The following is an 18,028-nucleotide window of genomic DNA, read 5'->3' as shown; positions in this document are numbered from 1 at the left end:
ACTCCTGAATCCCAGCGGAGGCACGACCCAGTGAAGATCAACACCACACGGCTCGGCACGGCAGGCCCCGAGGTCGGCGTCCAGGGCCTCGGCTGCATGGGCATGAGCTTCGCGTACGGCCCCACGGACGCCGACGAGGCCCGGGCCACCCTGGAGCGGGCGCTCGACCTGGGTGTCACGCTCTACGACACCGCCGACGCGTACGCGAGCGGCGAGAACGAGAAGTTCCTCGCCCCGTTCCTCGCGGCGCACCGCGACGAGGTCGTCATCGCCACGAAGTTCGCCCTGGCCATCGACCCGGCCGACCCGACGAAGCGGATCATCAACAACGCGCCGGAGTACATACGCGCCTGCGTCGACGCCAGCCTGAGCCGCCTCGGCGTGGACGCCATCGACCTCTACTACATGCACCGCCGCGACCCGAGGGTGCCGATCGAGGAGACGGTCGGAGTGATGGCCGAGCTGGTCGCCGCGGGCAAGGTCAAGCACCTCGGGCTCAGCGAGGTCACCGGCGACGAGCTGCGCGCCGCGCACGCCGTGCATCCCATCGCGGCGCTGCAGTCGGAGTGGTCGCTGTTCAGCCGCGACATCGAGCGCGCCGTCGTCCCGGCCGCCGCCGAGCTGGGCGTGACCCTCGTCCCGTACTCCCCGCTCGGCCGCGGCTTCCTGACCGGCTCCTTCGTGAGCGCCGACAAGGAGCTGACCGAGGGCGACTTCCGCCGCCAGCAGCCCCGCTTCACCGGCGCCAACGCCGAGGCGAACGCGGCCCTCCTGGAGGCGGTCCGCACGGTCGCCGCCGCCCACGACGCGACCCCGGCCCAGATCGCCCTGGCCTGGGTGCACCAGCGGGCCGAGACCCACAACCTCCCCGTGGTCCCCATCCCCGGCACCCGCAAGCGCACCCGCCTGGAGGAGAACACGGCGTCCACCCGGATCGAGCTGACCCCCGACGAACTGGCTCTCCTGGAGCCGATCGCGGGCCGGGTGTCCGGGAACCGGTACGCGGACATGGCGTTCACGTCGGCGGGCAGGGAGTAGGACGCCCGCAGGGGGGCGCGGACCTGCACACCGCGCCCCGTAAGGGGCGCGGGGAAGCGCGCGCCCAGCCACGACGCCCCCGCGGCCGCCAAACCGCAGATGGGCCCGGCCCGGTGGGCTTCTCAAGGCCCAGGGGCCAGCTAAAGCTCGGCCAGCAGCTCAGCCTTCTTCGCCGTGAACTCGTCGTCCGTGAGCAGGCCGGCCTGGTGCAGCTCCCCGAGGTGCCGGATCCGCTCGGCGATGTCGGCGGGATCACGCCGGACGGCGGGCGCGGCGGCGGGAATCACGGCGGGCGCGGGCCCCGACGCCCGCACGGCCGCGAGGACGGACGCGGCGAACGGCAGCGACTCGTGCACGGGCCCGTACCCGAGGCCGAACACGACGGCCGCCGGATCCTGGTCCGCCTGCGCGGGCTGAGCGACCGGCGACTCGCGGCGCAGCAGCCGCAGATGGCCCTCGAAGACCTCCGGCGAGCGCCACTCGACCCCGCTCAGGTCGGTGACCAGGAAACTCTGGTCACCGGCCTTCCACTTCGCCGACGAGGCCCCCGTCCAGAACCACCGGAACGCCACCGTCTTGCCGTCGAAGGACGCCTTCCCGTCGTACGCCTTGAACTGGAGCGGCGCCTCGGGCGCCGCCACCAGATGGCGCTCCGCCGGGCCCGGGTCGTCCGCGGGGAGGACGGCGCGCAGCTCGTCCGCGTAGTACTCGGCGAGCGTCTCGCGCTCCGCCGGGAGCACCAGGCGGTAGGGATCGGAGCCGTCCTTGAGCTGTCCCGCCGCCGCCTCCATGAGCGGATCGGCGCCCGGTCTCGGGATGGCATGCAGGACGGTCGTCCCGCGTTTGCCCGGTGTGAGCGTGACCCCCGCGATCGCCTCATGAGGGATACGGCGCTCACCGAGAGCCTGGAACAGCTTCGGCGTACGGATCCCCCGTTCGAAGCGGATGAGCACGGAGTCGGACTCGAACTCCCAGGCGGCGTGAAATCCGGCCAGTACATCACCCATGCGGCTCATCGTATGCGGCACGCGCTTCTCCGTCTCTCCTGCGGCGGGCCGCTGTTTCGTCGATTTCTACGCGCGTCAGGCCGCTGTCGTACCGGACATACCTTCCCGGCAGGCCACGGACTGAACGGCGCAGCGCACCTTGTCGTACGCGCCGACCCCGATCTGGGCGAAGTTGCGCAGGCTGTCCGTGCCCGGCTCGAAGTAACCCGTGTGGCCCCGGGCGCGGTCGGCGGACACCACGCGCGCGCCGAAGCCCGCGGAGACGGGGTCGGCACCGTGGCCGAGCCCGCCGACTTCCATGTGCGGCACATCCTGGATCCAGTCGTCGCTGTCCCGTGCGGCCCAGATCCGCGCGCGGCTGCCGAGGCCCGTGGCGCTGTCGGCGCGCATGCCGGGGCTGCCCGCGACCGCGATGTCGGTGACCCGCGGCGGCAGCCGGTGGGCCGCGACTCCGCACACCACGGAGCCGTAGCTGTGGCAGTACAGCGCCACCGCGGCCCGGCCGGGCAGCGCGCTCACCAGGGAGTCGAGGCGGACCGCCCCGTCGTCGGCGCGCATCGAGGTGGCCGCGTCCACGCCGAGGCCGACGGGCGCGGTGTAGTCGGCCCAGGCGATCACGGCGGTACGCGTGCGGGGGTCGGCGGCGCGCTCCGCGCGGTACAGCGACCGCGCCATGCCGACGGGCGCCGCGTACTTGCGCTGGGTGCGTTCGAAGGTGAGGACGTTCGTGTCGACTCCGGGCACCACGACCGAGACCCGTCCGGCCCGGTCGAGGTCTCCGTAGACCTCGGCCATGCGCCCCGACCCCATCGGGTCGAAGGCGAGGACCTGGCGGTCCGGGCGCATCATCACGCCGAACCGCTTCATCCTGCGCTCCGCCTCCTGCTTGCCCACGGGCGACAGACGGTCGTCGTGGACGCGTTTCTTCTCGATCGCGCGTGCCTCTCGCAGGGCGACGCGGTTCGCGCGGTAACGCAGTTGGACGGGGGCGCCGTTCATGTTGCCGACGGCGAGGGGATAGCGGGCGGCGAGGCGCGTGCGCTGCTTGGCGGTGAGCGAGGCGAAGAACCGCGCGATCCTGGCCGCGGGGGCACCGGAGTCGGGCAGGTCACGCCCGTCGATGCGCCCCCGGTCCCAGGCGGCGAGGGTGGCTTCGAGCGGCGAGCCCGCGCCGCTGTGCTGGCGCACCGCGGTCCAGCCGGTGGTCGCGAGCATGACGAACACCACGGTGAGCGCGAGCAGTGCGCGCCAGACGCCGAGTTGGGGGGAGGAGTCGAAGGAAGTCACTGCGGGACACCCTAGGAGAAGCGCGAAGCCTCCCGTGCACGGGGTGAGGCAGATCACGTTTCTGGAGGGGCATTTGTGGTGAAGCGGACACTTCCCTTGCGCGTTCGTCACGCTCTGTGCGGGGGGTGCGCACGAGGCGCGTGTGCGGCGCGCGGACACTCGGGGTGCGCCGTGGTCACTCAACGTGGTTGCGTCGGCAGGGAAACGTGAGTCCGCCGGTGAGGGAGCGCGGGTGCGCCGGCGGGGGAACGCTGGTACGTCGCGGGGGTGGCGGTCGGGTCAGCCCGCGCGCCAGTCGGCGGTGAGCGCCGGGCCCAGGTGGTCCAGGTAGGACTCCGTGATCGCCCGGATCGAGTCGACGCTGATGTCCTCGCCCGCGCCCCACCGCCGCCCGGTGACCCGCATGACGCCGCTGAACGCCGCGACGGCCACCCGTGGGCGCGGGTCGACGGCGAGGTCGACGCCCTCGCGTTCGGCGATCACCTGCGCGACCTGCTCCTCGATCTCGATGGAGCGGCGCAGATGGACGGCGAGGAGCGCGGGGGTCGACTCGATCATCCGGTAGGTGCGCATGTGGAGTTCGACCGGCACGACGGCCTCGATGGACTCGCCCACCGCGTCCCAGGAGCCGAGCACGGCGCCGCGCAGCGCCGCGAACGGAGCCTCGTTGGCGGGGCGTTCGCGCAGCGCCCGCAGGAACCGCGCCTCCACCATCTCCTGCATGGCGAAGGCGGCTTCCTGCTTGCCCGCGAAGTGCCGGAAGAACGTGCGCTGGGAGACGTCGACGGCCTCGACGATCTCGTCGACCGTCGTCTCCTCGTACCCCTTGGTGGTGAACAGTTCGAGCGCCGCACGCAGCAGAGCGTCACGCGTGCGCTGCTTCTTGCGTTCGCGCAAGCCCGGCCCGGTCACGCCCGCACCCCGTCTCTTCCGCTGCTCCAGCCCGTTTGGCCAGCTCACCATACCCGCGAGGCCGCACCTGTGAGCTAAATGACAGCGACCGACTTATGCCAGGGCCTGTCGACTGTCAGTCACTGACATTAACCTCGGCGCATGACGAGTCAGACCACCGTCGACAAGGCGGACGAGGCACCGGACCCCGTCCCGACTCCCGCTCCGGCCAGGGCGCTTGGCGGCCCCCGCGGCCTGCGCGGACATCCGTGGCTCACGCTGTTCTCCGTCGCGATCGGCGTGATGATGGTCGCCCTGGACGGCACGATCGTCGCCGTCGCCAACCCCGCGATCACCAAGGACCTCGGCGCCTCCCTCGCGGACGTCCAGTGGATCACCAACGGCTATCTCCTCGCGCTCGCCGTCGCCCTCATCACCGCGGGAAAGCTCGGCGACCGCTTCGGGCACCGCCAGACCTTCCTCATCGGCGTGGTCGGCTTCGCCCTCGCCTCCGGGGCCATCGGCCTGTCCGGCAGCGTCTCCCTGGTCATCGCCTTCCGCGTGCTCCAGGGGCTGTTCGGCGCGCTCCTGATGCCGGCCGCGCTCGGCCTGCTGCGGGCCACGTTCCCGGCCGCGCAGCTCAACATGGCCATCGGCATCTGGGGCATGGTCATCGGCGCCTCCACCGCGGGCGGCCCCATCCTCGGCGGCGTCCTCGTCGAGCACGTCAGCTGGCAGTCCGTGTTCTTCATCAACGTGCCGGTCGGCGTGCTCGCGCTGGTGCTCGGCGTGCTGATCCTCAAGGACCACCGGGCTGAGAACGCGCCGCGCTCCTTCGACATCCCCGGCATCGTGCTGCTCTCGGCCGCGATGTTCGCGCTGATCTGGGCGCTCATCAAGGCGGGCGACCCGTGGGGCTGGGGCAGCGGCAAGACGTGGGCGTTCCTCGGTGCCTCCGTCGTGTGCTTCGCGCTGTTCGCCTGGTGGGAGAACCGGGTCGCGGAGCCGCTGATCCCGCTCGGCCTGTTCCGCTCGGTGCCGCTGTCCGCGGGCACCGCCCTGATGGTCCTGATGGCCTTCGCCTTCATGGGCGGCCTGTTCTTCGTCACCTTCTATCTGCAGAACGTGCACGGCATGAGCCCCGTCGACAGCGGTCTGCACCTGCTTCCGCTGACCGCCATGATGATCGTCTCCTCGCCGCTCGCCGGAGCCCTGATCACCCGGTTCGGACCACGGGTGCCGCTGGTGGGCGGCATGGTGTGCACCGCGGTCGCGATGTTCGGCATGACCACCATGACGACGGGCACCGGCACGCTGCCGATGTCCGTCTGGTTCGCCCTCCTCGGCCTCGGTCTCGCCCCCGTCATGGTCGGCGCCACCGAAGTCATCGTGGGCAACGCCCCGTTGGAGCTCTCCGGCGTCGCGGGCGGCCTCCAGCAGGCCGGCATGCAGGTCGGCGGCAGCCTCGGCACGGCGGTCCTCGGCGCGGTGATGTCCAACACCGTCGACTCCGACCTCAAGGGCAACTGGCAGGACGCCGGGCTGCCCGGCACCCCGCCGCCCGGCCTCGACAAGGCGGCCGCGACCGGGTCCGTGCCGGAGCAGGTCGGCCGGGCCCCCGGGGTGGACGAGGGCGTCCTCGGCACCATCACGGACGTCGTGCACGACACGTTCATGTCGGGCATGGGCGTGGCCTTCACGGTCGCCGGAGTCGTCGGCGTGATCGCGGCGGTGGTGGCGACCCTGACGAAGCGCGGGGCGAATGCGGAGGCGGGCGCCGGGGCCGCGCACCTCTAGGGGGAATCCCCACCGATGGGCGAAGCCGCCTCAGGGACAGCCCTCCGGGTCCGCTCGGGGGGCTTTCGCCTATCAGGGTGAGCGGTACGAGAACCCCTTTCCGGCCCCGTGCCCCACGGTCGAGAGTGGCGACAAGTGAGCGATACGACACGGGGGTTGATGCACATGAGTACGACCACGCGATCCACCTTGCCCGCCAGGACGGCCGCAGCCACGGCTGTCCTGGCGCTGACCACGGCCGCCCTGGCCGCCGTGGTCCTGACACCCGCACACGCCGGGGCCGCCGGGCCACCGCGGCTCGGCGGCTGCGGCCCAGGGGAGCTCTGCCTCTGGGAGAAGGCGGGCTTCAAGGGCCAGCGCCATACGTACGAGCTGGCCGGTACGGACATCGAGAGCTGTGTCGCGCTGCCGGAGGGGGGCAGCGCGCAGGCCATCGCCAACCGCACCGGCCGGCCCGTCACGACGTACCAGTCGGCAGAGTGCGCCGAGACGGGCGAGTTCAACACCTATCCGGGCAACGGCACCTGGGCCCCGGAGTCGCCGTACAAGGTGCGGGCGTTCAAGATCTGGGAGAGCTGAGCGGCGGCCCCGCCTCGCCGACGGAGTCGTCGGCCGCGGCCTGGCGGGGCACGGTGGCCGTCACCGGCGCCCCGGACAGGGCGCTGACCTGCGCGCGCAGGGCGCTGATCTCCGCGGTGAGGGACTCGATCGCGGCGGTCTGGCGGCGCTCCTCGGCGTCGTCCTTCTCGAAACGGGCGATGAACCACGCCGCGATGTTCGCGGTGACGACACCGAGCAGCGCGATGCCCGACAGCATCAGGCCGACCGCGAGCACCCGGCCGAGCCCGGTCGTCGGCGCGTGGTCGCCGTAGCCCACGGTGGTCATCGTGGTGAAGGACCACCACACGGCGTCGCCCAGTGTCTTGATGTTGCCGTCCGGCGACTCCCGCTCCACCGAGAGCACGGCCAGCGAGCCGAACATCAACAGACCGACCACGGCGCCCACCACATACGTCGTCAGCTTGATCTGCGACGCCATCCGGGCCCGCCGTCCGACGAGCAGGAGGGTGGAGACCAGCCGCAGCAGCCGCAGCGGCTGGATCATCGGCAGGACCACGGCGCACAGGTCGAGCCAGTGCGTGCGCACGAACCGGGCACGGCGCTCGGCGAGCGCGAGCCGCACCAGGTAGTCGACGGCGAACGCACCCCAGACGGACCACTCCACCGCGGTGCAGGCGCTCGTCACGGACTCACCCGCCTCGGGCCGCACTATGGGCACGGCGTAGGCGACCGCGAAGGCCACGGCGAGTGCGAGCAGCGGACGCTGCGTCCGACGCTCCCAACGGACCTGTGCCGACTGTTCCTTCATGACCGCATCGTAGAAAGCCCGAAGGGCGAGGGGCCCATGGCCCGCCGCCCTTCGCACTGATGAGGTGTTTATGTACCAGTCGTACCGGTCGGGTCGGCCGTCAGGCGTCGCCCCCGGCGGCGCCCGGGTCGGCCGCCGCGACGTCCAGGAGCTGATAGCGGTCGATCGCCTGCTTCAGGACGGAGCGGTCGATCTTGCCCTCGCGGGCCAGTTCGGTGAGCACGCCGACCACGATCGACTGGGCGTCGATGTGGAAGAAGCGGCGGGCGGCACCCCGCGTGTCCGCGAAGCCGAAGCCGTCCGCGCCGAGCGACTGGTAGGTGCCCGGCACCCACCGGGAGATCTGGTCGGGCACGGACCGCATCCAGTCGGAGACGGCCACGAACGGACCCTCGGCGCCGGTGAGCTTCCGCGTCACATAGGGGACGCGCTGCTCCTCCTCGGGGTGCAGCAGATTGTGCCGCTCCACCTCGACGGCCTCACGGCGCAGCTCGTTCCAGGAGGTCGCCGACCAGACGTCCGCCTTGACGTTCCACTCGGCGGCGAGGATCCGCTGGGCCTCGACGGCCCACGGCACCGCGACGCCGGAGGCGAGGATCTGTGCCGGGATCGCGCCCTGCTCGCCCGGCTTGAAGCGGTGGATGCCCTTGAGGATGCCCTCGACGTCCACGTTCTCGGGCTCGGCCGGGTGCTGGATCGGCTCGTTGTAGACCGTCAGGTAGTAGAAGACGTCCTCGCCGTGCGGGTGGTCCGCCGACGAGCCGTACATCCGGCGCAGGCCGTCCTGGACGATGTGCGCGATCTCGAAGCCGAAGGCCGGGTCGTAGGCGACACAGCCCGGGTTGGTCGAGGCGAGCAGCTGGGAGTGCCCGTCGGCGTGCTGCAGACCCTCACCGGTCAGGGTCGTGCGGCCGGCGGTCGCGCCCAGGACGAATCCGCGCGCGAGCTGGTCGGCCATCTGCCAGAACTGGTCGCCGGTGCGCTGGAACCCGAACATCGAGTAGAAGACGTACACGGGGATCAGCGGTTCGCCGTGAGTGGCGTACGCGGAGCCCGCGGCGATCAGGGACGCCGTGCAGCCCGCCTCGGAGATGCCGTCGTGCAGCATCTGCCCGGTCGGGGACTCCTTGTAGGCGAGCAGCAGATCCCGGTCCACGGCCTCGTACTGCTGACCGAGCGGGTTGTAGATCTTCGCACTCGGGAAGAACGAGTCCATGCCGAAGGTGCGGTACTCATCGGGCGCGATCAGTACGAAACGCTTCCCGATCTCCTTGTCCCGCATGAGGTCCTTCAGGAGCCGCACAAACGCCATGGTGGTGGCGATGGACTGCTGCCCGGAGCCTTTCTTCACAGACGCGTACGTCTTGTCCTCGGGCAGGCGCAGCGGCTCGGAGCGCACCACACGGGTCGGGACGTAGCCGCCGAGGCTCTTGCGGCGGTCGTGCATGTACTGGATCTCTTCCGAGTTCCGGCCCGGGTGGTAGTACGGCGGCGCGCCGTCCTCCAGCTGCTTGTCCGTGATCGGCAGGTGCAGCCGGTCGCGGAAGCCCTTGAGGTCGTCGACCGTCAGCTTCTTCATCTGGTGGGTCGCGTTGCGGCCCTCGAAGTTCGGGCCGAGCGTCCAGCCCTTGACGGTCTGGGCCAGGATCACCGTCGGCTGGCCCTTGTGGGCCTTGGCCGCGGCGAACGCCGCGAAGATCTTCTTGTGGTCGTGACCGCCGCGGCCCAGGTGCAGGATCTGGTCGTCGGTCATGCCCTCGACCATGGCGCGCAGCCGCTGGTCGTCACCGAAGAAGTGGTCGCGGATGTAGGCACCGGTCTCGGTGGCGTACGTCTGGAACTGGCCGTCGGGCGTGGTGTTCAGCTTGTTGACCAGGATGCCGTCCCGGTCCTGCGCGAGCAGCGGGTCCCAACTGCGGTCCCACACCAGCTTGATGACGTTCCATCCGGCGCCGCGGAACTGCGACTCCAGCTCCTGGATGATCTTGCCGTTGCCGCGTACCGGGCCGTCCAGGCGCTGCAGATTGCAGTTCACGACGAAGGTGAGGTTGTCGAGCCCCTCGCGCGCGGCGATGGACAACTGCCCGAGCGACTCCGGCTCGTCCATCTCGCCGTCGCCGAGGAACGCCCAGACGTGCGACTTGGAGGTGTCGGCGATGTCACGCGCCGCCATATAGCGGTTCATCCGCGCCTGGAAGATCGCGCCGAGCGGGCCGAGGCCCATGGAGACCGTCGGGAACTCCCAGAAGTCCGGCATCAGCCGGGGGTGCGGATACGACGAAAGACCGTGGGGCGCCTTGGACTTCTCCTGCCGGAACGCGTCGAGCTGCTGCTCGGAGAGCCGGTCGAGGAGGAAGGCGCGGGCGTAGATACCGGGGGAGGCGTGCCCCTGGAAGAAGATCTGGTCGCCGCCGTCGCCCTCGTCCTTGCCGCGGAAGAAGTGGTTGAACCCCACGTCGTACAGCGACGCCGAGGAGGCGAAGGTGGCGATGTGGCCGCCGACCCCGATGCCCGGGCGCTGCGCGCGGGACACCATCACGGCCGCGTTCCAGCGGGTCGCGTTCAGGACCTTGCGCTCGATCTCCTCGTTGCCGGGGAAGAACGGCTCGTCCTTGGTGGCGATCGTGTTGACGTAGTCCGTGCTGCGCATCTCGGGCACGGCGACGCGCTTCTCGCGGGCGCGCTCGATCAGGCGGAGCATCAGATAGCGGGCCCGCTCGCGGCCGCGCTCGTCGACGGCGGCGTCGAGGGAGTCGAGCCATTCCTGGGTCTCTTCTGGATCGAAATCCGGGACCTGGCTGGGAAGGCCGCCAATGATGATCGGGTTGCGATCGGATCCGGAAGCCACGCTGTTCCTTCGCTGTGTGGTCGCGCGGTGCGCGCGATGCGGTTCGTGCTCGGGCTTGGTCTCTGCTCCGGCCCTGGCCGGGGCTCTGTTCTGGACGCTCTGTGCTCGTGCGTACGACGCTCACCATCGTCTACCCCGGCGCGGTCCACGTCATCTCTACCTCCAGGTAACCGGGACGACGGCCGCCGTCCCTGGGGTAGGCTCGGCCAAATCGCAACGATACGCCCATCCCGCCCAACGGCTCCGCGGAGCCGTCCGGCCCCTTCCGGATGCGGCCACAGTTGCGGTGACACGGTCGGGAACGTCACCGTTTCGGCGGTCTTGACGGCTGGGTACTTGCGCGATCCGTCCCGCCCGTGTGGACTACGGCCAATGCCCCTCGCACGCGCGGGGCCGAAGGCATTCCCAAGAACAAGATCAGGAGGCAATCCGTGAGCGCGACCGCGGACCACGCGGAGACGAACCTTGCCGTAAGGCTGGGGTTCCAGCCCGACATGGTGGTCCAGGAGATCGGCTACGACGACGACGCCGATCAGGAGCTCCGCGAGGCCATCGAGCAGGCCACCGGCACAGAACTCGTCGACGAGGAATACGACGACGTGGCTGATGCCGTGGTGCTCTGGTTCCGAGAGGACGACGGGGACCTGACCGATGCGCTGGTCGATGCCATCGCGTACATGGAGGATGGCGGTTCGATCCTCCTCCTCACACCGAAGACGGGGCGCGACGGGTACGTCGAGCCCAGCGAGATCGGTGAGGCCGCAACCACCGCGGGTCTGTCCCAGACCAAGAGCATCAACGCGGGCAAGGACTGGAACGGCTCTCGGCTGATCACGCCCAAGGGAGCGGCCAAGAAGCGGTAGCCGGCCGTAGGCCCTCTGCAGAGTCCCGTGAGGCCTCCGACGGTTCGCCCCGTCGGGGGCCTCACGCGTTCCGGCGTGCGCCCTTGATCGCGCTGCCGCGCTCGTCCTCGATCGCCGGACGGGCTATTGCCCCACCCACCCTGTCCGGCCCCGCCAGTCCGGGCCCCGCCCTTCCAGCCCGTCCGACCATTTGAGGACGAGGCGCGGAGCGCCGATCGGAGGGGGGCCGGGGGGCGCGGCCCCCGGGTTCGGGAAGGGGCGGGCCTGGGGCGCCCCGCGAGGGCACCGGAGCCACCCGTACGCTGGGGGGCACCCCAATGGCCCAGGCGAAGGGAAGTGGCTCCTCGTGGCGATCGAGGTCGGCGTCAAGGCTCCGGAATTCGTGCTCAAGGACAACCACGGGCGCACGGTGCGGCTCGCGGACTTCCGGGGCCAGAAGAACGTGGTGCTGCTCTTCTACCCGTTCGCGTTCACCGGGGTGTGCACCGGCGAGCTCTGCGCCCTGCGCGACGAGCTCCCGAAGTTCGTCAACGACGACACCCAGCTCCTCGCCGTCTCCAACGACTCCATCCACACCCTGCGCGTCTTCGCAGAGCAGGAGGACCTGGAGTACCCGCTCCTGTCGGACTTCTGGCCGCACGGTGAGACCTCGCGGGCGTACGGCGTCTTCGACGAGGACAAGGGCTGCGCGGTGCGCGGCACCTTCATCATCGACAAGGACGGCGTCGTGCGCTGGACCGTGGTCAACGGCCTGCCCGACGCGCGGGACCTGAACGACTACGTGAAGGCGCTCGAGAACCTCTGAGAACACCCGTGTGGAAGCCTGTGGCCACCGGGAACCGGTTACTAGGATCCACACGTTGATCCGATGGCAAGCACGACTGGGGCTCCCCGCCCCTGGACACTATTTGGGAGGACTCGTGGGAGTCAGCCTCAGCAAGGGCGGCAACGTATCTCTGAGCAAGGAGGCGCCCGGCCTGACCGCCGTCACGGTCGGCCTCGGCTGGGACGTCCGTACCACCACCGGGACGGACTTCGACCTGGACGCCAGCGCCATCCTGACGAACGCGGAGGGCAAGGTCAGCAGTGACGCCAACTTCGTGTTCTTCAACAACCTGAAGAGCCCGGACGGCTCCGTGGAGCACACCGGTGACAACATCACCGGTGAGGGCGAGGGCGACGACGAGCAGATCAAGGTCAACCTCGCGGCCGTCCCGGCGGACATCGAGAAGATCGTCTTCCCGGTCTCGATCTACGACGCCGAGAACCGCCAGCAGTCCTTCGGCCAGGTCCGCAACGCCTTCATCCGCGTGGTGAACCAGGCCGGCGAGGCGGAGCTCGCCCGCTACGACCTCTCCGAGGACGCCTCCACGGAGACGGCCATGGTCTTTGGCGAGCTGTACCGCCACGGCGCGGAGTGGAAGTTCCGCGCCGTCGGCCAGGGGTATGCCTCGGGTCTGCGCGGCATCGCGCAGGACTTCGGCGTCAACGTCTGAGCCGAGCAGTACCCAGCAGGGCCGTCCGGCGCCGCACAGATCTGTGCGGCGCCGGACGCGCTCGGCAACGCACGGCCACCGTGCCCCGGCCCTCGCGCCGGGGCACGCGGCAGCCAAACGTAAGACCTCGGGGAGGATCAGCATCATGGGCGTCACGCTCGCCAAGGGAGGCAATGTCTCCCTGTCCAAGGCCGCACCCGATCTCACGAAGGTGATGGTCGGCCTCGGCTGGGACGCTCGCTCCACCACCGGAGCCCCGTTCGACCTGGACGCCAGCGCGCTCCTCTGCCAGTCGGGCCGGGTCCTCGGCGACGAGTGGTTCGTGTTCTACAACAACCTGACGAGCCCCGACGGCTCCGTCGAGCACACCGGTGACAACCTCACCGGTGAGGGCGACGGCGACGACGAGTCGCTGATCCTCGACCTCACCAAGGTCCCGGCGCACTGCGACAAGATCGTCTTCCCGGTCTCCATCCATGACGCGGACAACCGGGGGCAGACATTCGGTCAAGTCAGCAACGCCTTCATCCGCGTGGTGAACCAAGCGGACGGCCAGGAACTCGCCCGCTATGACCTCAGCGAGGACGCGTCCTCGGAGACCGCGATGATCTTCGGCGAGGTCTATCGATACGGCGGCGAATGGAAGTTCCGCGCCGTCGGGCAGGGGTACGCGTCCGGACTGCGCGGCATCGCTCTAGACTTCGGAGTCAATGTTTCTTAAAGGACTCTCCCCGGCTTCCCCAAACGGCTGACGGTTCACCGCGCAGCCGAGTGGGAAGGCCGGGGGCGTCCCCCGGAAGGCCTGTCACCGGGGACGGCGCGGGGGAGACCCGTACACATACGATTGGGTAGCCAGTGGTACTGAAAACCTTCGGCTGGTCGTTCGCAGTCACTGCGCTCGGCTTGGTCGCAGCGGTGCTCTTCGGGGGGTGGGCGGCGCTCGGGCTCGTGGCGATCCTGTCCATCATGGAGATCTCGCTGTCCTTCGACAACGCGGTGGTCAACGCCGGAATCCTGAAGAAGATGAATGCCTTCTGGCAGAAGATCTTCCTCACCATCGGCATCGTCATCGCCGTCTTCGGCATGCGCCTCGTTTTCCCGGTCGTGATCGTCGCTGTCAGCGCCAAGATGGGCCCGATCGAAGCGGTCCGGCTCGCGCTCAACGACAAGGACAAGTACCAGCAGCTGGTCACCGACGCGCACCCGTCGATCGCCGCCTTCGGTGGCATGTTCCTGCTGATGATCTTCCTCGACTTCATCTTCGAGGACCGGGACATCAAGTGGCTCGGCTGGCTGGAGCGCCCGCTGGCCAAGCTCGGCAAGGTCGACATGCTCTCGGTGTGCATCGCGCTCATCGTGCTGCTGATCTCCTCGATGACCTTCGCCAAGCACGCGCATCAGCACGGCGGCACCCATGCCGACAAGGCGGAAACAGTCCTCATCTCAGGACTCGCGGGCCTGATCACCTATCTCGTGGTGGGCGGTCTCTCCGGCTTCTTCGAGAACAAACTCGAGGAAGAGGAGGAGCGTGAGCACGAGGAGGAGGAGAAGGCCAAGAAGGCGGGCAAGTCCGTCTCGGCCGTCGCGCTCTCGGGCAAGGCCGCGTTCTTCATGTTCCTCTACCTGGAGGTCCTGGACGCGTCCTTCTCCTTCGACGGTGTCATCGGCGCCTTCGCCATCACCAACGACATCGTCCTGATGGCGCTCGGCCTCGGCATCGGCGCGATGTACGTCCGGTCCCTCACGGTCTACCTGGTCCGCGAGGGCACCCTCGACGACTACGTCTACCTGGAGCACGGCGCGCACTACGCCATCGGCGCCCTCGCCGCGATCCTGCTCGTCACCATCCAGTTCGAGATCAACGAGTTCATCACCGGCTCGATCGGTGTGCTCCTCATCGGTGCCTCGTTCTGGTCGTCCGTGCGCCGCAACAAGCGGCTCGCGGCCGAGGAGGGCTCCGGCTCGGACGAGAAGGCAGAGGTCCCGTCCGGCGTCTAGCGGTCGCCCCGCCCCGAACACCGCGATGGCGGCGTCCCCGACCAGGGGGCGCCGCCATCGGCGTACCCGGGGTGACGTACGGTGAGCCGACTTCGGGATCCGGACGTGTGGGGCCCGCTTCGGTGAGGAACGCTCTTGTGCGGGGCGGTAGTTGAGGCGTGGCCCGGGGCCGCCCCGAGAGGTACGGAACAACAGGCGCGGGGCATTTCTTCTGGGGGTGGCATGTCCTTCTGGGACGGTCTGCGGCCGGGGCGTTCGATGGACTTCGCATCGGGCAGCGCCGCGACCAACTCCATCGAGCTGACCAAACGGCATCCGACGGTCTCGCTGACCAAACAGGGCGCCGCCACGGGCAATCTGCGCGTCACCCTGACATGGCAGATGCGCACATCCGACCTCGTCGGCAAGAAGCGCGGGAGCGGCAGCCTGCTGCGGCACCCGCTGAAGCTGTTCCAGCCCGAGCCGGTGCAGGCGCACACCCAGAGCATGGTCAACGTGGACCTCGACCTGGGCTGTCTGTACGAACTGGCCGACGGCAGCAAGGGCGTGGTGCAGCCCCTCGGTCACTTCTTCGGGAGCCTCAACTCCCCGCCGTACGTGAAGGGCAGCGGCGACGACCGGTTCGGCTCGGGCTCCGGCGAGACGCTCTACGTCAACCTCGACCACCGCGAGTCGATCAAGCGGCTGCTCGTGTTCGTCTACATCTACGACCAGACGCCCGCCTTCGACCGCACCCACGCCAAGGTGACGCTCTACCCCAGCAACGGCCCGCGCGTCGAGATCGACCTGGAGGAACGCGCCCCGCAGGCCCGCTCCTGCGCGGTGCTCACGATCGAGAACGTCAAGGACGAGCTGATCGTGCGCCGCGAGGTGCGGTACGTGTACGGCTTCCAGGCCGAGCTGGACCGGCTGTACGGCTGGGGGCTGCAGTGGGGCCGCGGCTACAAGTCCAAGGTGGGCGGCACCTGAGCCGCCCCGCGCGGCCCCGTCAGCGCGGCAGGAACTGCGGCCCCTGCGGAGGCAGCCGGAAGTTCGGGTCCGGCACCGGCGCGGGCGCGACCGGATGCGGGTAGCCGTAGGCCGGCACGGGGGGCTGGGTGGGCGCGGGCTGCGGGTAGCCGTAGGAGGGCTGGGGCGCGGGGTAGCGCGGCGGCTCCGGCGGATAGCCGTACGCGGGCTGGGGTGCCGGGGGCGCGGCGGCCGGGTACGGGACCGAGGGCTGGGCGGGCGGCAGGGTGTGCGCCGGGGGCACCGGGGCGGGGCCCGTCGTGCCCAGGCGCTGCGTCTGCGGCAGGGACGCGTCGGGCGTCGGCTCGGGCACGGCCTCCGACTCGTCCACGGAGATGCCGAAGTCGGTGGCGAGGCCCACCAGGCCGTTGGAGTAGCCCTCGCCGAGGGCGCGGAACTTCCAGCCCTCGCCGCGGCGGTACAGCTCCCCGCAGATCAGCGCGGTCTCGGCGCCGGTCTCCGGGGTGATGTCGAAGTACGCGAGGGGCTCGGCGTCGGCCGCGGCCGGGGAGGCGTCGTACAGCAGGATCCGCAGCGCGCGGACGTGCTCGAAGGGCACGTCGTCGGCGGACGCGACGAGCAGCACCCGGCCGACCGCCGGGTCCAGGCCCGCGAGGTCGGTCTGGACGGTGTCCGTCAGGCCCTCGGCGACCCGCTTCTTGCCCAGGCGCCAGACCTTGCCCGAGGGGTGGCGCGGCTGGTTGTAGAAGACGAAGTCCTCGTCGGAGCGGACCCGTCCCTCGGTGCCGAGCAGCAGCGCCGACGCGTCGACGTCGGGGGCGCCCTGGCGCGGCGTCCAGCGCAGCACGGCGCGGACGGCGGTGGCTTCGAGCGGGACGTTCGACCCCTTCGACATCGCGTGCGTCATGCGGTCATCCTGCCTTCCTGGTCCGGAGCCGGACAACGCGGGGCCCGGGGCCGGGCCCACCATCTTTCCGCTCGGCCGCCCCGCCCCGCGCCGGGGCGTACGCTTTCGGACAGCTGCCCGTCCCGGCGCCGTCCTGCCCGTGTCCTGCCCGTCTTGTGGCCTATGACACCTGCCTGTGCCGGTGTGGGGCACTCGTGTACGACATGGCCGGGTTACCTGAATTTCATGCCCGGAGGGAACCTCCGACACCCGCTCCTACGTACTATTACCGGCCACATCACTTCGGATCGCGTCGACGATACGTCGGGTCGCGTCGGCGATACGGGCGATATCAGGAGAATCCCAGGGGAACCCCATGCGTCATTTCGGGCACATAGCCCCAGAGGTGCGAGAGCGTCTCTTCCATCGGGAGCCGTGTGCCTTCACCGCGGACTCCCCGCCGCAGCTGCTCGCGGTGGCGCTCGGCGCCACGCTGTACAGCCCGGCCACCCGGCCGCGGCTCGCGGACGACATCCTGAAGCAGGCCAGCCGTGGCGTGATCTCGATGGTCATCTGCCTGGAGGACTCCATCGGCGACGCGGACGTCGTGGCCGCCGAGGAGAATCTGATCCGGCATTTCGTGGACCTCGCCGGGCGGAATGACGCCGAGCCGCCGCTGCTCTTCATCCGGGTCCGCACCCCCGGGCAGATCCCTGACCTGGCCCGCAGGCTCGGCCCCGCGATCCGCCTGCTGTCCGGATTCGTACTGCCGAAATTCACCGAGGAGCGCGGCGTCCCGTTCCTGGAGTCCCTCTCGGCCGCCGAGGCCGCCACCGGGCGGCGCCTGTTCGCGATGCCGGTCCTCGAATCGCCCCAGCTGCTGTATCTGGAGAGCCGCGCCGAGGTCCTCGCGGGCATCGCCCGCACCGTCGACAAGTACCGCGACCGGGTGCTCGCGCTGCGCCTCGGCGTCACCGACTTCTGCTCCGCGTACGCCCTGCGCAGACCCCCGCACATGACGGCGTACGACGTCCAGATCGTCGCGTCCGTCATCGCCGACGTGGTCAACCACCTCGGCCGGGCCGACGGCACGGGCTTCACCGTCACCGGGCCCGTCTGGGAGTACTTCCGCGTCCAGGAGCGGATGTTCAAACCGCAACTGCGCCAGAGCCCCTTCCTCCAGGTCCGCGCCGAGGAACTGCGCCAGGCCCTGCTCGAGCACGACCTGGACGGCCTGCTGCGCGAGATCGAGCTGGACCGGGCCAACGGCCTGCTCGGCAAGACCTGCATCCACCCCTCGCACGTCCTGCCCGTGCACGCCCTGTCGGTCGTGAGCCACGAGGAGTACAGCGACGCGCAGGACATCCTGCGCCCGGAGCGGGACGGCGGCGGCGTCATGCGGTCCGCGTACACGAACAAGATGAACGAGGTGAAGCCGCACCGGGCCTGGGCCGAGCGGACCCTGCGCCGCGCGGAGGTCTTCGGCGTCGCGCGCGAGGACGTCGGCTTCGTGGAACTGCTCAGCGCGGGGCTGCCCTCGTGAGCGGTGTGAGGAGGCGCGGGGCTGCTCCCGTGACGG

Annotated in this window: 16 protein-coding genes; 10 read left to right on the top strand and 6 right to left on the bottom strand. The window is 70.1% G+C overall.

Annotated elements, in window-relative coordinates; genetic code table 11:
* Positions 1 to 96: 96 nt before the first annotated feature.
* A complete protein-coding gene (locus ACZ6BG_RS03420) occupies positions 97 to 1,038 on the top strand; it encodes an aldo/keto reductase (protein ID WP_468997891.1) in 942 nt (313 codons plus the stop codon).
* A 140-nt stretch (positions 1,039 to 1,178) separates the two neighbouring features.
* On the opposite strand, the gene ACZ6BG_RS03415 is transcribed toward ACZ6BG_RS03420, so the two are convergent.
* From ACZ6BG_RS03415 to ACZ6BG_RS03405, 3 genes are all read right to left on the bottom strand, one after another.
* Entirely contained in the window at positions 1,179 to 2,054 is an 876-nt protein-coding gene (locus ACZ6BG_RS03415; RefSeq protein WP_468997887.1) for a DUF4429 domain-containing protein, read from the bottom strand.
* Positions 2,055 to 2,120: 66 nt separating this feature from the next.
* Positions 2,121 to 3,332 (bottom strand): alpha/beta hydrolase, encoded by a 1,212-nt coding sequence (locus tag ACZ6BG_RS03410; RefSeq protein ID WP_468996365.1) that lies wholly within the window; start codon positions 3,330 to 3,332, stop codon positions 2,121 to 2,123.
* A gap of 279 nt (positions 3,333 to 3,611) precedes the next feature.
* A complete protein-coding gene (locus ACZ6BG_RS03405) occupies positions 3,612 to 4,244 on the bottom strand; it encodes a TetR/AcrR family transcriptional regulator (RefSeq protein WP_468996362.1) in 633 nt (210 codons plus the stop codon).
* Positions 4,245 to 4,385: 141 nt separating this feature from the next.
* Here ACZ6BG_RS03405 and ACZ6BG_RS03400 point away from each other — a divergent pair, with 141 nt between their 5' ends.
* Complete coding sequence (locus ACZ6BG_RS03400; RefSeq protein ID WP_468996360.1) at positions 4,386 to 6,020, top strand: MFS transporter; 1,635 nt, start codon at positions 4,386 to 4,388, stop codon at positions 6,018 to 6,020.
* A 165-nt stretch (positions 6,021 to 6,185) separates the two neighbouring features.
* Positions 6,186 to 6,599 carry a peptidase inhibitor family I36 protein gene (locus ACZ6BG_RS03395; RefSeq protein ID WP_468996356.1) on the top strand — a complete coding sequence of 138 codons (414 nt, stop codon included), beginning with the start codon at positions 6,186 to 6,188 and terminating at the stop codon, positions 6,597 to 6,599.
* On the opposite strand, the gene ACZ6BG_RS03390 is transcribed toward ACZ6BG_RS03395, so the two are convergent.
* Together ACZ6BG_RS03390 and aceE are read right to left on the bottom strand one after the other, a co-directional pair.
* Positions 6,580 to 7,389: a potassium channel family protein gene (locus ACZ6BG_RS03390; RefSeq protein WP_468996352.1), complete on the bottom strand. Its 810-nt coding sequence runs from the start codon at positions 7,387 to 7,389 to the stop codon at positions 6,580 to 6,582. The genes ACZ6BG_RS03395 and ACZ6BG_RS03390 overlap by 20 nt on opposite strands.
* Positions 7,390 to 7,489: 100 nt before the next feature.
* Complete coding sequence (aceE, locus tag ACZ6BG_RS03385) at positions 7,490 to 10,237, bottom strand: pyruvate dehydrogenase (acetyl-transferring), homodimeric type (protein ID WP_468996349.1); 2,748 nt, start codon at positions 10,235 to 10,237, stop codon at positions 7,490 to 7,492.
* Between the two features lie 431 nt (positions 10,238 to 10,668).
* Here aceE and ACZ6BG_RS03380 point away from each other — a divergent pair, with 431 nt between their 5' ends.
* The 6 genes from ACZ6BG_RS03380 to ACZ6BG_RS03355 all read left to right on the top strand — a co-directional run bounded on the left by ACZ6BG_RS03380 (position 10,669) and on the right by ACZ6BG_RS03355 (position 15,563).
* Positions 10,669 to 11,100 (top strand): DUF3052 domain-containing protein, encoded by a 432-nt coding sequence (locus tag ACZ6BG_RS03380; RefSeq protein ID WP_468996346.1) that lies wholly within the window; start codon positions 10,669 to 10,671, stop codon positions 11,098 to 11,100.
* 346 nt (positions 11,101 to 11,446) lie between these two features.
* Entirely contained in the window at positions 11,447 to 11,905 is a 459-nt protein-coding gene (locus ACZ6BG_RS03375) for a peroxiredoxin (RefSeq protein ID WP_468996343.1), read from the top strand.
* 115 nt (positions 11,906 to 12,020) lie between these two features.
* Complete coding sequence (locus ACZ6BG_RS03370; RefSeq protein WP_016642563.1) at positions 12,021 to 12,596, top strand: TerD family protein; 576 nt, start codon at positions 12,021 to 12,023, stop codon at positions 12,594 to 12,596.
* A 145-nt stretch (positions 12,597 to 12,741) separates the two neighbouring features.
* Complete coding sequence (locus ACZ6BG_RS03365; RefSeq protein ID WP_468449510.1) at positions 12,742 to 13,317, top strand: TerD family protein; 576 nt, start codon at positions 12,742 to 12,744, stop codon at positions 13,315 to 13,317.
* A 134-nt stretch (positions 13,318 to 13,451) separates the two neighbouring features.
* Positions 13,452 to 14,594 (top strand): DUF475 domain-containing protein, encoded by a 1,143-nt coding sequence (locus tag ACZ6BG_RS03360; RefSeq protein WP_468996338.1) that lies wholly within the window; start codon positions 13,452 to 13,454, stop codon positions 14,592 to 14,594.
* Between the two features lie 222 nt (positions 14,595 to 14,816).
* A complete protein-coding gene (locus tag ACZ6BG_RS03355) occupies positions 14,817 to 15,563 on the top strand; it encodes a TerD family protein (RefSeq protein WP_468996336.1) in 747 nt (248 codons plus the stop codon).
* A 19-nt stretch (positions 15,564 to 15,582) separates the two neighbouring features.
* Here ACZ6BG_RS03355 and ACZ6BG_RS03350 read toward each other — a convergent pair whose 3' ends face one another.
* Positions 15,583 to 16,470 carry a TerD family protein gene (locus ACZ6BG_RS03350; protein WP_468996333.1) on the bottom strand — a complete coding sequence of 296 codons (888 nt, stop codon included), beginning with the start codon at positions 16,468 to 16,470 and terminating at the stop codon, positions 15,583 to 15,585.
* Between the two features lie 355 nt (positions 16,471 to 16,825).
* Here ACZ6BG_RS03350 and ACZ6BG_RS03345 point away from each other — a divergent pair, with 355 nt between their 5' ends.
* The gene (locus ACZ6BG_RS03345) at positions 16,826 to 17,992 is read left to right on the top strand and encodes an HpcH/HpaI aldolase/citrate lyase family protein (RefSeq protein WP_468996331.1); all 1,167 of its coding nucleotides are present in this window, start codon (positions 16,826 to 16,828) and stop codon (positions 17,990 to 17,992) included.
* Positions 17,993 to 18,028 lie beyond the last annotated feature (36 nt).

The organism is Streptomyces sp. NPDC041205 (assembly GCF_055591765.1).
Note: the sequence above shows the minus strand (reverse complement) of the source record. Positions and strands in the feature narration are given on the sequence as shown.

Bases quoted from the DNA above. Each gene is read 5' to 3' on its own strand.
- ACZ6BG_RS03395 (WP_468996356.1), top strand. From the start codon at position 6,186: ATGAGTACGACCACGCGATCCACCTTGCCCGCCAGGACGGCCGCAGCC.
- ACZ6BG_RS03420 (WP_468997891.1), top strand. From the start codon at position 97: ATGGGCATGAGCTTCGCGTACGGCCCCACGGACGCCGACGAGGCCCGG.
- ACZ6BG_RS03415 (WP_468997887.1), bottom strand. From the start codon at position 2,054: ATGAGCCGCATGGGTGATGTACTGGCCGGATTTCACGCCGCCTGGGAG.
- ACZ6BG_RS03350 (WP_468996333.1), bottom strand. From the start codon at position 16,470: ATGACGCACGCGATGTCGAAGGGGTCGAACGTCCCGCTCGAAGCCACC.
- ACZ6BG_RS03345 (WP_468996331.1), top strand. From the start codon at position 16,826: ATGCGTCATTTCGGGCACATAGCCCCAGAGGTGCGAGAGCGTCTCTTC.
- ACZ6BG_RS03400 (WP_468996360.1), top strand. From the start codon at position 4,386: ATGACGAGTCAGACCACCGTCGACAAGGCGGACGAGGCACCGGACCCC.
- ACZ6BG_RS03390 (WP_468996352.1), bottom strand. From the start codon at position 7,389: ATGAAGGAACAGTCGGCACAGGTCCGTTGGGAGCGTCGGACGCAGCGT.
- ACZ6BG_RS03355 (WP_468996336.1), top strand. From the start codon at position 14,817: ATGTCCTTCTGGGACGGTCTGCGGCCGGGGCGTTCGATGGACTTCGCA.
- ACZ6BG_RS03365 (WP_468449510.1), top strand. From the start codon at position 12,742: ATGGGCGTCACGCTCGCCAAGGGAGGCAATGTCTCCCTGTCCAAGGCC.